Origin of the sequence: Coprococcus sp. RTP21428st1_C9_RTP21428_210409, assembly GCF_040227395.1 — a bacterium.
Classification (GTDB): Bacteria; Bacillota; Clostridia; order Lachnospirales; family Lachnospiraceae; genus Coprococcus; species Coprococcus aceti.
The window spans coordinates 22,010-36,182 of record NZ_JBEHVV010000016.1 but is presented as its reverse complement, the minus strand read 5'-3'; the positions used below and the strand labels follow the sequence as shown (position 1 = coordinate 36,182).

Genomic DNA, 14,173 nt, shown 5'->3' with positions numbered 1-14,173 from the left:
GGTAGTTGTGGGGGCAGGACATGCAGGATGTGAGGCAGCTCTTGCAAGTGCAAGACTTGGTCTGAATACTATTATTTTTACGGTGAGTATGGACAGTGTGGCCATGATGCCATGTAATCCGAATGTAGGAGGAAGCTCTAAGGGACATCTGGTAAGGGAAATAGATGCACTTGGCGGAGAGATGGGCAAGAATATAGACAAGACGTATATTCAGTCAAAGATGCTCAATGCGTCTAAGGGTCCGGCGGTTCACTCTCTTCGTGCCCAGGCAGACAAGGCAAATTATTCCAGAACCATGAAGCACACCCTTGAGAATACGGATAATCTCACATTGAGACAGGCAGAGGTGTCGGAAATTATTATCGAGGATAATGTGGTTAAGGGTGTAAAGACATATTCGGGAGCAACTTATTTTGCAAAGGCTGTGGTTCTGTGTACAGGAACATACCTCAAGGCGAGATGTATATACGGAGATGTCGTATATCACACCGGACCTAATGGACTTATGGCAGCTAATTATTTGTCAGATTCCATGAAGAATGCAGGGATAGAGATAAGAAGATTTAAGACGGGAACCCCTGCCAGACTGGATAAAAGAACGATAGATTTTTCTCAAATGGAGGAACAGAAGGGCGATGAGAAGATAGTTCCATTCTCATTTACAAATACTGAGGCGGATATAAGACGTGATCAAATATCATGCTGGCTCTGTTACACAAATGAGAAGACACATGAGATAATCAGAGATAATATAGACAGATCACCTCTGTTTTCAGGCGTGATCGAGGGTACAGGACCAAGATACTGCCCTTCCATTGAGGATAAGGTTACGAAATTCCCTGATAAGACCAGACATCAGATATTTATTGAGCCTGAGGGTGAATATACGAATGAGATGTATATGGGTGGAATGAGCAGCTCTCTTCCTGAGGACGTTCAGTATGAGATGATACACAGCATGAAGGGACTGGAGAATGCAAAGATAATAAGGAATGCTTATGCCATCGAGTATGATTGTATAAATGCCATTAACTTAAAACCTTCTCTGGAGTTTAAGAGTGTATCAGGACTTTTTGGTGCCGGCCAGATAAATGGAAGTTCAGGATATGAGGAGGCTGCAGCCCAGGGTATAATGGCAGGAATCAATGCTGCCAGAAAAGTACAGGGCAAAGAAGCGGTGGTTCTTGACAGATCACAGGCATATATAGGAGTTCTTATAGATGATCTTGTCACAAAAGAGACATCGGAGCCATACAGAATGATGACATCCAGAGCTGAGTACAGACTTCTTCTCAGACAGGATAACGCTGATCTGAGACTCACGGAGATCGGACATGAGATCGGTCTTATAGATGACAAGAGATATGCTGCATTTACAAAGAAGAGACAACAGATAATGGATGAGATACAGAGACTTGAGAGCACCATGGTTGGAGCAAATTCAACCATACAGAAGTTCCTTGAGAATCTTGGAAGTACAGGACTTAAGACTGCTGCATCTCTTGCAGAACTTATAAGAAGACCGGAACTGTCATATGAGGCGATTGATCCAATAGATGAGGGAAGAACCAAACTTCCGGATGATGTTATAGAACAGATAAATATAACCATAAAATATCAGGGATATATAGACAGACAGAATCAGCAGGTAAATCAGTTTAAGAAGCTGGAGAAGAAAAAGCTGCCGGCAGATATTGACTATAATGATATATCAAATCTCAGAATCGAGGCCAGACAGAAGCTGTCTCTCATCAGACCTGAAAATATTGGACAGGCGTCAAGAATATCAGGAGTTTCTCCGGCTGATATATCAGTATTGCTGGTGTATCTCAAGATGAAGGGTAGAGACTAAACTGGTATAGAAGTTATTCAGAATAATTTGTTGAAGGAGAACAATATGGACAGATTAAATTCCATAACAAAACAGTTTGGTCTGGAATTGAGCGATAAGCAGATAGAACAATTTTCAAAATATTATGATATTCTGGTTGAGTGGAATAAGGTAATGAATCTTACAGCCATAACTGAGAAGGAAGATGTAATAATAAAGCATTTTGCTGACAGTCTGCTTCTTTCAAAGTATAAAGATCTTCATGAGAATATTGACGTTATAGATGTTGGTACAGGTGCAGGATTTCCGGGAATTCCTCTGAAGATTGCTTTTCCAGAGCTGAATATAACACTTATGGATTCGTTGAATAAGAGATTAAAGTTCCTCGATGAAGTTATAGATGAACTTGGACTGCAGGATATCCACACTGTTCATTCAAGAGCAGAGGATGGAGGCAGAGATGAGATGCATAGAGAAAAATATGATCTGGCTGTATCCAGGGCAGTTGCCAATCTTGCAACTCTGTCGGAATGGTGTATTCCATTTGTCAAGCCGGGTGGATATTTTGTATCTTATAAGTCAAATGCTTTGCCGGAAGAGATGCGGGATGGAAAGAAAGCAATCAGGATTCTTGGGGGACAGGTCGAGAACATATTTAATACGAATATACCGGAGACCAATAACCAGAGAAGCTTTGTGTTTGTAAAGAAGATTGCAAATACAGACAACAAGTACCCGAGAAAAGCGGGAGCTGCTAAAAAGCCAATAGCATAAAAAAATAAAACAGCCTCAAATGGCTGTTTTATTTTTTAGTTTGAAGATTTCATATGTCTTTTTTCTTTTCTTTTTTCACGAATATCTTCCTGTTTTTGTTTAATTGCCTCTATACCCTGTTTGTCGATAGGTTTTATTGTCTTGTGAACATAATAGTTATTGTTTACAGATTTGAATTTTATCTTGCCACAAAAATAACCATGCATCCAGCATTTTCCAACACACATGTACGATGATGGACTATTTGCAAACCAGTCAATATGTGTCTTGACCTTCTTGCTGCATTTGTAACAACGAATCTGAGTTACTTTTTCATCGTCCAGTGCTGCATGTTTATTTCTGAAACCCCTTGAGATATATTCGTACTGGTTATTATGAGATACTTCAATCTCTTCTTCTTTATTCTTAGGTGTTATATAGAGATCAAAGCTGTAAAGCTGATTTATATTCTTGGCTTTCATCTCTTTCATAACAAGTGCGGTGTATCTTGCATCGTTGAGAGCTGTGTGAAATGGTTCATTTTCTGGAATATTCATCTCACTGACCGCTTTTTCAAGTTTACTCATACTCTGAGGTATTCCTGAGGTATTCGTAACGCTTGCATATATACTTTGGAGATTCAGAAACTTAAGTGGCCTAGGAAGCTTGTCCATATAATAAAAGTCCATATTAGTCTGAAGCTCTGTGAGGTCCATAGGTCCCCATGTGCAGAATATGTAATCTTTTCCACACCAGTCAAGAAATTCTGAACAGACTTCCTTGAATCCTCTTCCGAGACTCAGGTCATCCTCATCATAGTTCAGAATTGTTCTGATCTTTGAATGTAATTTCTTATAAATTTTTGGTTTGATAAGACTTGAGTATTCGTCAATGATGTTGAGATTCTTATCTACCTTAACGGCACCAATCTCTATAATTTCAAAAGGCATACGTGGATGTTCACCCATATGCCCATTGTAGCTTTGATTCCATTCAAGATCCATAACAATATAATTCATAGTCATGTCCCTTTAGAAAATTTATTAGTGAAAAATAGTGCACCTGACGGGATTCGAACCCACGACCTTCCGCTTAGGAGGCGGACGCTCTATCCTGCTGAGCTACAGATGCACATCAATTATAAGTGTAACATTTATAGAGTTTATAGTCAAGGATTAACTATATGCCCCTGAAGCCACACATCACCCTTGAATCTTCTTCCCGGAGCAGGTTCACCCAGAAGATGGTTTTTGTTGATCGCTACGGTAAATGTCAGATCATTGCTTTCTACATCAATCAGATATATCGATTCATTTGTATAGCTGTTGGTTGTCTCGATATATGATGTGATAGTTCCTATAACTGCGTAGTGATCAGTCTCAATACCGACAGGCATGAAGCTTGATTTCACTATGGACAGAACATCCTCTTTGTGAGTCCTTCTTCCAATGGTGTTATAGGTGTCCATATCTTCAAGAGTAAGACTTTCTATTGCGTCCGGATCACCCTTCTTTGCAGCCTCGATGAGTTTACTTCTCTTTGCATTGCCGTAGGATGTATTTTTATCACTGTGATCATCCACATCAAGAATGATCATACCATTTACTGACAGACCGGAAAAATACGCCTTTGAAAAGTAATTGTTTGATCTGTTCATCCACAATGATTTTTCATAGTCTGCTATGTTGGTTATGAAGAAAATAAGAGTCATTCCAAGACTGAAATCACTGCTAACACCGGCATATGCTCTCTTGTCAGAATATTTCTCAACGTATATATTTTCGTCATCGGTCAAAAGCTTTGATGTGACGTAAGGAAAATAATACTCAATGGATATTGAGCCATCCTTTGACATTTCACCTACAAGCGATATTCCAAATCTCTCCCCAAAGTCTTTGCTGAATTGTACAAGACAGGTGTCAGCACTTATAGTTGATATAAATTTCCTGTCAGGCGATTCAAGGATCTGCCTGTATATAGGTTCAAGCTGCTGTCTGTTTTTTATGTTAGTAAAGCCTATAGATGGAAGAAAACTATGCATTCCGACACCTCCCTTGTTGTATGTTTTTATTTATATTATTACTTTCCTGTCTTCTCAAGATACTCTTTTCCACCCATGTATGGACGAAGCTTCTCTGGAATTCTGACTCTTCCGTCAGCCTGGAGATTGTTCTCAAGGAAAGCGATAAGCATTCTTGGTGGAGCAACAACTGTATTGTTGAGTGTATGAGCGAGATACTTCTTGCCATCCTCGCCCTTTACTCTGATCTGAAGTCTTCTTGCCTGTGCATCGCCAAGGTTTGAACAGCTTCCAACCTCGAAGTATTTCTTCTGACGAGGTGACCATGCCTCAACATCTACAGACTTAACCTTGAGATCTGCAAGATCTCCAGAACAACACTCAAGTGTTCTTACAGGGATATCCATTGATCTGAAGAGATCAACTGTGTTCTGCCACAGCTTGTCAAACCACATCTTGCTGTCCTCAGGCTTACATACAACGATCATTTCCTGCTTCTCAAACTGATGGATTCTGTATACACCTCTCTCCTCAATTCCGTGAGCACCCTTCTCTTTTCTGAAGCAAGGTGAGTAGCTTGTAAGAGTCTTTGGAAGCTCATCCTCAGGAATGATAGTGTCGATGAACTTACCGATCATTGAGTGCTCTGAAGTTCCGATGAGATACAGATCCTCACCCTCAATCTTATACATCATGGCATCCATCTCAGCAAAGCTCATAACACCTGTGACAACGTTGCTTCTGATCATGAAAGGTGGAATACAATATGTGAATCCTCTGTCTATCATAAAATCTCTTGCGTATGAGATAATAGCAGAGTGAAGTCTTGCTATGTCGCCCATGAGATAGTAGAAGCCGTTTCCTGCAACTTTTCTTGCTGAATCGAGGTCAATTCCTCCAAGTGCCTCCATGATATCTGCATGATAAGGAATCTCAAAGTCAGGAACAACAGGCTCACCATACTTCTGAACCTCTACATTCTCTGAGTCATCCTTTCCTATAGGAACTGATGGATCAATGATGTTAGGAATTATCATCATGATCTTCTTAACCTTCTCCTTGAGCTCAGGCTCTAAAGCTTCAAGCTCCTTGAGTCTTGCTGATGTCTCAGCAACCTGCTTCTTAACTTCCTCAGCCTCTTCCTTCTTTCCCTGAGCCATAAGAGCACCGATCTGCTTTGCTATTGCATTCTTGTTTGCTCTGAGTGTATCAGCTTCCTGCTGAGCAGCACGAGCCTGTTTGTCAAGCTCTATTACTTCATCGACAAGTGGAAGTTTGTCATTCTGGAATTTATTCTTTATATTCTGTTTTACTACGTCTGGGTTTTCTCTTAAGAATTTAATATCAATCATGATATCCTCCTATTAAATATATAAATTTATTTGAAAATATATTATAATAATGTAGCTACATAATATATTTCCATGTTTTTGTTTCTTTTTTTTTCCTTGTTTATTTTATAAATCTTGTTCTTATCGTTTTAGCGATTTTACGTTTTATACGCTTTTTTGTTTTATACGCTTTTTTGTTTTATATGCTTTTGTATTTTATATACTTTTGTGCTTTATACGCTTTTCTATTTTATGCGTTTCATACACATTTGTACGTTGCATGTTTTGTATAATATTTTTTTGAAATATGGTTATTTTAGTTTGTTTTCAGCTATTTCATCCTCGAGGGTTTTAGCTCGTTCAATAGCCTCTTTTTCCTCTTCTGACAGTGCAACATATGCTTCACCACCTATGATCTCTTTTGCATAGTTAAAACAGCCTTCTCTGGTATGCATACAGTTGAGTACGACACCATTGTTCTCTGTATCCAGAAGAGCAAGTGCAAAACTTAGATTACCACCCATTCCTTCAAATGCATTATACTTTACAAGACCAATTTTACTGACACATGCTGAAAGATGACTCTGTATTTCCTTATGTTCCTTTGTGAGTCGTTTGGAATTGTTTTTTACAGCATCCATCTCAGCGAATCTTTTCATGATAATATCTTCAAGATCACCTGCCTGAGTTCCGCTCAACAGCCTTTTTATCTGTTTGTTTCTATTTTTAATATTGCCCATCAATATGAATAATAGTACAAACAAGGCTATTATGAGAACCAGCATACCAATTAGTATGTAGGCAGGATCAATACCTATTTTTTGTAATATGGAACTTTCCATTATAATATTGTCCTTCCTTGATTGTGCATATGTATGATGCAGATGGTTACTACATCATTTCTTTATTGATTGAGTAAAGCATCTCTGTTATTCGGTCAAGCTCGTCCTGAGAATAGTAGTTTATCTCAATTTTGCCTTTGTCGTTATTAGATGCCTTTATAGCTATCTTTGCACCTAAAATTGACTTTAATTTGTTCTCTATATCAGAATAGAAGACGGATAAATCCTTTTGAGGCTTCTGTTTTTCCTCTTTTTCCGGCTTTTTCTCCAGAATTGCCTTTACATATGCCTCTGTTTCTCTAACACTGAGCTTCTGATCGTATACAATTGCAGCCGTTTCGTACTGTAATTTAGGATCTTCTATAGGAATAAGTGCTCTGGCATGTCCTGTTGATATCATATTATACATGACCATCTGTCTTACATCCTCGCAAAGCTTCAGAAGTCGGAGAGAATTGGTTATGGTTGATCTGCTTTTTGATACTCTCTCTGCAACTTCTTCCTGCTTGAGATTATATTCCGATATAAGAGATTCGTAAGCCTCAGCTTCTTCAATTGGATTCAGATCTTCTCTCTGAATATTCTCTATAAGAGAAATCTCCATTATTTCTTTGTCAGTATAATCACGTATAACTACAGGAACTTCCTTTATTCCTGCCATTCTGGCAGCTCTCCAACGTCTTTCACCTGCAATTATCTCATAATAATCGCCTTTTTTAGTGACAATCAGAGGCTCAAGAACACCATATTTCTTAATGGAATCAGATAATTCCTGTAATGCCTCTTCATCAAACTGCTTTCTTGGCTGTGACTTATTTGGCTCAATGAGATTGATTTTAATCTTCTGTTCAACCTCTTTTACAACTTCCTTCACAACCTCTTTGGTTACTGTTTTTACCTCTTTACTTGTGTTTTCAGAGGAGTTTTGCTGATTATTTCTACTTCGGGACGGCTTTGAAGCCTCTGAAGTGCCTAAAAGGTCGTTCAAACCTCTTCCTAAACCTTTTTTCTGTGCCATATTAGCCCTCCATTATCTATAGTAGTCATTTTCTATAACTTCATCTGCCAACATCATATAATGCTCAGCTCCGGCTGATCTTGGATCATACTCAATTATTGGCATTCCGTAACTTGGCGCTTCAGCAAGTCTGACATTTCTCGGTATAACTGTGTTGTATATGTGCTGTTTGAGGTTTTCTTTTACATTTTCAACAACCTGAACTGATAAATTGGTTCTTGAGTCAAACATTGTAAATACAACACCTTCTATAGTAAGAAGTCTGTTCAGATTTTTTCTTATCAGTTCAATAGTGTATACCAACTGTGAGAGACCATCCAGTGCGAAAAATTCACATTGAATAGGTACAAGTACCGTATTTGCTGCTGTAAGAGCATTTACAGTAAGCATTCCAAGTGCAGGAGGACAATCAATGATAACGTAATCAAATTTGTTCTTTACCTTCTTGATATGTGTCTTAAGAATGTGCTGCATATCCTCCATTCCGACAAATTCAACCTCAGCACCTGCCAGTTCTCTGTTGGCAGGAATGAGATTAAGACCAGGATATACGTTTATGAGCATACATTCTCCTATGTTGCACTCATTTCTCAACATATCATAGACTGTGTATTCAAGAGAATCCCTGTCTACACCTAATCCACTTGTCATATTGCCCTGTGGATCCATATCAACGGCCAGAACCTTTTTACCCTTTGCTGCCAGACATGCGGCAAGGTTTATGGCTGTTGTTGTCTTGCCAACGCCACCTTTCTGGTTAGCAATCGCTATAATTCTGCCCATTTTGTCTCCTTTTCATTCAAAAAAAGAATGTTTCACGTGAAACATTGTTGTTTGCTTATTTAATATAGATAAAATATGATGATATTTTATGTTATAAATAGTGCTTGTCTATTATAGCACTTATAAAGTGCTAATTCTACAAAATACAGAAAAAATATGATGTTTAATAAAATGTTTCACGTGAAACATTTTATTATCTAATGAATGGATAATATCGTATACAAAGTGGCAATTAAACTGTGTAAAATCTGATAAACAGTGGGTGCATGTTTTGTATTCGTTATATGGGTAAAGTTTCACGTGAAACATTTTATAATTGAATTAATGGTTAAAAAGGCAAGTAAAGTATTGACTATGCTTGAAAGTTCTGGAAATTCTTTGAAAAATCAGAATAATAGACAAGAAAGTACAATTATTATATGTGGATTACTTAGACATATAAATATTATATGTAATGATGAAAATGTTTCACGTGAAACATGAATATTATCAAATAAATCAGAAAAGTAGTTCATGGAGTGATAATTGAGTTGTAAAATACTTTGTAATAATGTAAATGAATAATAAGGTAGCAGAAACAACAAACAAGATGTAAAAGATTTATAAGTGTAGAAAACAAATGTATGCGATATCTGAAGTTTGAGTTGAAATACGTTTATCATAAAGTTTCACGTGAAACATTCAAATATATATAATATTAAAGCAAAATTAAATATACAAATGATCTATTTATTGAAATTATTTAAATCACCATATAATTTATTAATTAACAGCTTTAAAGATTCTGTATTCATAAAAACGCAATGTAGAATATAGAAGTATATAAAGGAATAGAATAGAAGAGATTATATAATACATAATATGGTTAGAAATATGATTTTGTTATTGCAATAAACAATATCTTCACAAAGAAAACTGTAAAACTTAGAAAAACAAGAGAAGAATACCTAAAAATATTCAGATATAAGAAAAAATACCTGAAGTAAAGATATTCAGAACAAAATTATCTAGGATAATAATTTCGAAACAATGATGTCTGGAAGATAGTGTTTAGAAGACAATATTCAGAATGAAATATTCAGAATGGAATATTCAGAACGATAATACTCAGAACGATAATACTTAGAACAATAATATTCCGAATAATGACAGCCAGATAAGAATATTCAGAACAGAAATATCATGAGTAATATTATTTAGAGAAAAGTATCAAAAACAATAATATTTATGACAATATAATTTAAAATGGTTCCTGGAGATATATGAGAAAAAGAGAATGTTTCACGTGAAACATTCTCTTTTTCTTTAACCAGGTTATATGGTCATATATTAATATAGAAGAAACACTGATTACATTGCCTCTGGAGCTTCGATTCCAAGGAGGTTAAGTGCCTCAGATATTGTATTCTTAGTGAGATATGTGAGCATAACTCTTGCATTCTTAAGCTCAACATCATCTACATTGATTCTTGTTGAGTTATAGAACTTGTTAAATGCCTGAGCAACATCAACTGCATATCTTGCTACAACAGATGGCTCATACTTATCAGCAGCATCCTTGATCACAGATGGGAATCTGTTGATCTCTTTTAATAACTCTATGGCATCCTGCTCTGTAATGAGACTGTAGTTAACCGGTTTTGATGGATCGAATGACTCAGCAAGTCTTACAACGCTGCAGCATCTTGCATGTGTATACTGAACATAAGGACCTGTCTCACCATCAAAGTTGAGAACCTTATCCCAGCTAAATGATACATCCTTGATTCTCTGGTTATATAAGTCATTGAAAAGAACAGCACCAACACCAACTTTCTTGGCTACATCCTCCTTGTTTGGAAGATTTGGGCTCTTTTCGGTGATTATCTCAAGACTCTTTGCAATGGCATCCTTCAGAATATCCTCTGCGTATATGATATTACCGCTTCTGGTAGAAAGCTTTGCTCCCTCAAGACTTACAAGACCATAAGGAATATGAACAAGCTGATCCTTTGCCCATTCGTTTCCAAGAAGCTCAACTACCTTGAATACCTGTGCAAAATGAAGTTTCTGCTCCTGACCGGTTACATATAAGCACTTTGAGAAATGATATGTGTCTTTTCTATAGAATATAGCAGCAAGATCTCTTGTTGCGTATATTGAGCTTCCGTCTTTCTTGGTTATGATACATGGAGCCATATCGTAATCTGAGAGATCAACGATCATAGCACCTTCGCTCTCCTTCAGAAGACCGGCAGCCTTAACCTTGTCCACAACAGCCTGGCACTTGTCTCTATAGAAACTCTCTCCAAGATAGTAGTCGAAATCCATTCCGAGGAGGTTGTATGTTCTCTTGTATTCAACAAGACTTATATCCTTGAACCACTGCCATATGCTGAGTGCTTCCTCGTCTCCATTTTCCATCTTGTTGAACCATGCTCTTGCCTCGTCAACAAGCTCTGGATTCTTGTCAGCCTCTTCATGGAACTTCACATACAGCTTCATGAGCTCTGAGATTCCATCCTTCTCAACAGCTTCCTTTGAACCCCATGCCTTGTAAGCTACGATAAGCTTACCAAACTGTGTGCCCCAATCGCCAAGGTGATTTATTCTTACAACATTGTATCCAAGCTTGGAATGAATCTTGTAAAGAGAGTTACCGATTATTGTAGTTCTGAGATGGCCAACGTGGAAATTCTTTGCAACGTTAGGAGATGAGTAGTCAATACATATGGTCTGTCCCTCGCCTATATCGGATTTGCCGAAGTCATCTGTGTTGGCTGCCTCTATCATTGTCTTTACAAATACATCTTTCTTGATATAGAAGTTCAGGTATGCACCTGCTACATCGATCTTCTCGATGAAATCTACATCTCCTATGGCTTCCTTTATATCGGCTGCAATCATATTTGGGGCTTTTCTGAGCACCTTTGCCAGTCTGAAGCAGGGAAATGCAAAATCACCCATATCAGGGCGTGGTGGAATCTCGATTGAAGCAATGATATCTGACATTTCGATTCCTTCTACGTTATTTGAGATAAGCTGTGCAATTTTTTCTTTCATGATAATGTTCCTTTTATGTTTATTTTATTCGAAATATATATGTGTTGATAAAACAACATATACACAATATAACACTTTGCTACTTTAAGATATCCAACCTGTAAACTAAGTAATATATGTCTTTCAACAGATACGTTATTATTCAAGTGGAATAGTAAATCTTACATTTGTTCCGGTTTTTGAATCTCCATCGATCTTCAGAGTTCCATTTAACAGATATATGATCTCCTTGATTCTGTGGAGACTGCTGTACCATGGACTGTTGGTATCATAATTGTTGTCTATACCCACGCCATTGTCGTTGATATATACATCTATGAGCTTACTGCTCAGATATATCTTGATTGAGACCTTGTTGGCATTTGAATGAACAAATATGTTGTCCATAATATCTTTAGTTATTGATAAAAGATATGTGGCTACAATACCTGGAATATTCATGGCATAATCAGCACAGTTGATATCGTATGATATGCCACATTCAGGATGTTCATCCTTGTAACCCTGGAAAAGTTTCTCAAGATGATTCCATACAGGCTCTTCGCTGTCTGATTCTCCAGAGAGAGAATTGGCAAGTTCATCTACATGGTCGGCAAGTTTTGCCGTTGATGAGGTGAGCTCTTCGAGTGTGACCTTAGCTCTGTTGATATCTGATCTTATAAGCCAGGACAGTACATCCAGCTTGTGTGAATTGGAGTCAAGAACATCTGTGATGTCGGATTGAATCCTGTCCGCAAGCTGTTTTTTCTCATATTGGTACAATCTGAGGATATTTTTTCCGTGATCCGCTGCTGTCAGGGAATCAGTATCTGGTCCGCCTGTTTCTGTTGTATCTTCATTATTAATAGTAGATACTTCCTCAGTCACCTCCGTCAGAAGATCATCTATATGTCTGTTGGAGGTGGATAAATCAGTTATACGCTTCTTAAGCAATGCGGTTTCTTCTTCGTCCTCTTTGATCTGAAGATGAAGAGTCTGCTGCATATCCTGAAGCTCTTTTAACTGAAGCTCTATCTGAGTAGCCTTTTCCTGCTGTGAGGTGGTGTCTACTGAGAATGGTGAAAATACATTGTGACCAGTGCTTGTCTTGAAGGAGTATACATCTAATGTCTTTATAAGCTGGTCTATTTTTGCCTTGAGTTCAAAATCTTCAGTTTTGAGTGACTGAACCTGCTCAAGCTTGCTGATATATGAATCATTGAAGAAATTCAACAGATCCTGATTGGTCTTGCGCACCAATTTGAGACTTTCTATAGAAGATGTATCCATGATGAAACTCCTTTCCATAAATTTGCTGTAATCTTCATTGTAGTATACCAAAAACTGTGTGTCAACAAATGCAAAATCAACGTTTATTTCTTTTCTCTGTATGCGACGAGTCTGTTGATAGGTGTTCCCATTGCTGAGAATTTGGTCTCATACTCGGTCATGATGTTGCCTTCGTTGTATTCTGAATTGTGAAGGTCATATGTGTAGTTCTCAAGGATCCATCCTGCCTCGGGAACCTGTTCCAAAGAGAAATCAAAGAGACCTCTGTTATCAGTCTTAAATATAACTCTTCCCTCAGGGGCGAGGAGCTGATCATACAGACCAAGAAAATGTGTAGATGTGAGACGTCTCTTGGCATGCCTGTCCTTTGGCCATGGGTCCGAGAAATTGAGATATATTCTATCTACTTCATTTGTATCGAATACGTCAGTTATATATTCGGCATCCATTCTTATAAAGTAGAGATTCGTCATCTCAGGTTCAAGCTCTCTTTTCTCAAGGGCACGCACCAGGACACTTGAATACTTCTCTATGCCTATGTAATTGATATCAGGATTGCGTCTTGCAAGCTCCATGATAAACTGTCCCTTGCCCATGCCTATCTCAATATGTATAGGGTTATCGTTGTCAAATAACTCATGCCAATGCCCCTTCATGCCTGTTTCATTGTGCACTACATAGTCATTTGCTGCGATAGTCTCTCTTGATCCTTTTACATTTCTCAGTCTCATAGTAATCTCCATCTATTTATTGTAAAAATCTTCTTTTTATTGAAAAAGTCATACCTTATAATAATAACATAGGCGAAAATGATATTCAAACAATATATATAACTGGTAATTTTGGTATGGGATAGGAGCAGAGTAATACCGAACAAATAAAAATGAAAAAAGTTGAAAAAAACACTTGCATTATAAAAAGAACTAATGTATACTCTAATCTGTTGTGACGAACACAACATGATAAATACGGGCCGCTAGCTCATTTGGTAGAGCACCTGACTCTTAATCAGGGTGTGCGGGGTTCGAGCCCCCGGCGGCCCACTACAAGGTGGATTGACTGCAATATAATTGTGGCTGGTCCATTTTTTTGTCACTCAGTTTGGAATTATTTGCTGGATGTCAGAAAAGTTGAAAAAAATGAGAAAAACACTTGCATTATTCTCAGAACTGATATATAATTTATTCTGTTGTGACGAACATAACAAATAAATACGGGCCGCTAGCTCATTTGGTAGAGCACCTGACTCTTAATCAGGGTGTGCGGGGTTCGAGCCCCCGGCGG

Annotated in this window: 11 protein-coding genes and 2 tRNA genes; 3 read left to right on the top strand and 10 right to left on the bottom strand. The window is 37.7% G+C overall.

Features of this window, described 5'->3' with window-relative positions; genetic code table 11:
- Together mnmG and rsmG are read left to right on the top strand one after the other, a co-directional pair.
- Positions 1 to 1,852: tRNA uridine-5-carboxymethylaminomethyl(34) synthesis enzyme MnmG (mnmG, locus tag ABUA34_RS05040; RefSeq protein ID WP_349822949.1), on the top strand; the 1,852-nt coding region annotated here is incomplete at its 5' end.
- A gap of 45 nt (positions 1,853 to 1,897) precedes the next feature.
- Positions 1,898 to 2,605 (top strand): 16S rRNA (guanine(527)-N(7))-methyltransferase RsmG, encoded by a 708-nt coding sequence (rsmG, locus tag ABUA34_RS05035; protein ID WP_015534426.1) that lies wholly within the window; start codon positions 1,898 to 1,900, stop codon positions 2,603 to 2,605.
- A gap of 35 nt (positions 2,606 to 2,640) precedes the next feature.
- On the opposite strand, the gene ABUA34_RS05030 is transcribed toward rsmG, so the two are convergent.
- The 10 genes from ABUA34_RS05030 to trmB form a co-directional block, all read right to left on the bottom strand.
- Positions 2,641 to 3,603 (bottom strand): 3'-5' exonuclease, encoded by a 963-nt coding sequence (locus tag ABUA34_RS05030; RefSeq protein WP_022217390.1) that lies wholly within the window; start codon positions 3,601 to 3,603, stop codon positions 2,641 to 2,643.
- A gap of 38 nt (positions 3,604 to 3,641) precedes the next feature.
- Positions 3,642 to 3,715: transfer RNA gene (locus ABUA34_RS05025), tRNA-Arg, on the bottom strand.
- 37 nt (positions 3,716 to 3,752) lie between these two features.
- Positions 3,753 to 4,625: a DUF3881 family protein gene (locus ABUA34_RS05020; protein WP_349822948.1), complete on the bottom strand. Its 873-nt coding sequence runs from the start codon at positions 4,623 to 4,625 to the stop codon at positions 3,753 to 3,755.
- 38 nt (positions 4,626 to 4,663) lie between these two features.
- The gene (serS, locus tag ABUA34_RS05015) at positions 4,664 to 5,956 is read right to left on the bottom strand and encodes a serine--tRNA ligase (RefSeq protein ID WP_055145972.1); all 1,293 of its coding nucleotides are present in this window, start codon (positions 5,954 to 5,956) and stop codon (positions 4,664 to 4,666) included.
- Between the two features lie 290 nt (positions 5,957 to 6,246).
- Complete coding sequence (locus ABUA34_RS05010) at positions 6,247 to 6,777, bottom strand: DUF4446 family protein (protein WP_022217392.1); 531 nt, start codon at positions 6,775 to 6,777, stop codon at positions 6,247 to 6,249.
- Between the two features lie 49 nt (positions 6,778 to 6,826).
- Complete coding sequence (locus ABUA34_RS05005; protein WP_055272019.1) at positions 6,827 to 7,795, bottom strand: ParB/RepB/Spo0J family partition protein; 969 nt, start codon at positions 7,793 to 7,795, stop codon at positions 6,827 to 6,829.
- Positions 7,796 to 7,807: 12 nt separating this feature from the next.
- On the bottom strand, positions 7,808 to 8,578 hold the full coding sequence (locus tag ABUA34_RS05000) for a ParA family protein (RefSeq protein WP_022217394.1): 771 nt from the start codon (positions 8,576 to 8,578) through the stop codon (positions 7,808 to 7,810).
- Positions 8,579 to 9,928: 1,350 nt separating this feature from the next.
- Complete coding sequence (argS, locus tag ABUA34_RS04995; RefSeq protein WP_055222373.1) at positions 9,929 to 11,620, bottom strand: arginine--tRNA ligase; 1,692 nt, start codon at positions 11,618 to 11,620, stop codon at positions 9,929 to 9,931.
- Positions 11,621 to 11,758: 138 nt separating this feature from the next.
- Positions 11,759 to 12,889, bottom strand: a complete 1,131-nt coding sequence (locus ABUA34_RS04990) for an ATP-binding protein (RefSeq protein WP_015534423.1) — start codon at positions 12,887 to 12,889, stop codon at positions 11,759 to 11,761.
- Between the two features lie 83 nt (positions 12,890 to 12,972).
- On the bottom strand, positions 12,973 to 13,620 hold the full coding sequence (trmB, locus tag ABUA34_RS04985; protein WP_015534422.1) for a tRNA (guanosine(46)-N7)-methyltransferase TrmB: 648 nt from the start codon (positions 13,618 to 13,620) through the stop codon (positions 12,973 to 12,975).
- A gap of 239 nt (positions 13,621 to 13,859) precedes the next feature.
- On the opposite strand from trmB, the gene ABUA34_RS04980 reads away from it, so the two are divergent.
- A tRNA-Lys gene (locus ABUA34_RS04980) sits at positions 13,860 to 13,932 on the top strand.
- The last annotated feature ends 241 nt before the right edge of the window (positions 13,933 to 14,173 follow it).

Excerpts from the sequence above, each read along its gene's own strand:
- rsmG (WP_015534426.1), top strand. The coding sequence starts at position 1,898 with ATGGACAGATTAAATTCCATAACAAAACAGTTTGGTCTGGAATTGAGC.
- ABUA34_RS05030 (WP_022217390.1), bottom strand. The coding sequence starts at position 3,603 with ATGAATTATATTGTTATGGATCTTGAATGGAATCAAAGCTACAATGGG.
- ABUA34_RS05020 (WP_349822948.1), bottom strand. The coding sequence starts at position 4,625 with ATGCATAGTTTTCTTCCATCTATAGGCTTTACTAACATAAAAAACAGA.
- serS (WP_055145972.1), bottom strand. The coding sequence starts at position 5,956 with ATGATTGATATTAAATTCTTAAGAGAAAACCCAGACGTAGTAAAACAG.
- ABUA34_RS05010 (WP_022217392.1), bottom strand. The coding sequence starts at position 6,777 with ATGGAAAGTTCCATATTACAAAAAATAGGTATTGATCCTGCCTACATA.
- ABUA34_RS05005 (WP_055272019.1), bottom strand. The coding sequence starts at position 7,795 with ATGGCACAGAAAAAAGGTTTAGGAAGAGGTTTGAACGACCTTTTAGGC.
- ABUA34_RS05000 (WP_022217394.1), bottom strand. The coding sequence starts at position 8,578 with ATGGGCAGAATTATAGCGATTGCTAACCAGAAAGGTGGCGTTGGCAAG.
- argS (WP_055222373.1), bottom strand. The coding sequence starts at position 11,620 with ATGAAAGAAAAAATTGCACAGCTTATCTCAAATAACGTAGAAGGAATC.
- ABUA34_RS04990 (WP_015534423.1), bottom strand. The coding sequence starts at position 12,889 with ATGGATACATCTTCTATAGAAAGTCTCAAATTGGTGCGCAAGACCAAT.
- trmB (WP_015534422.1), bottom strand. The coding sequence starts at position 13,620 with ATGAGACTGAGAAATGTAAAAGGATCAAGAGAGACTATCGCAGCAAAT.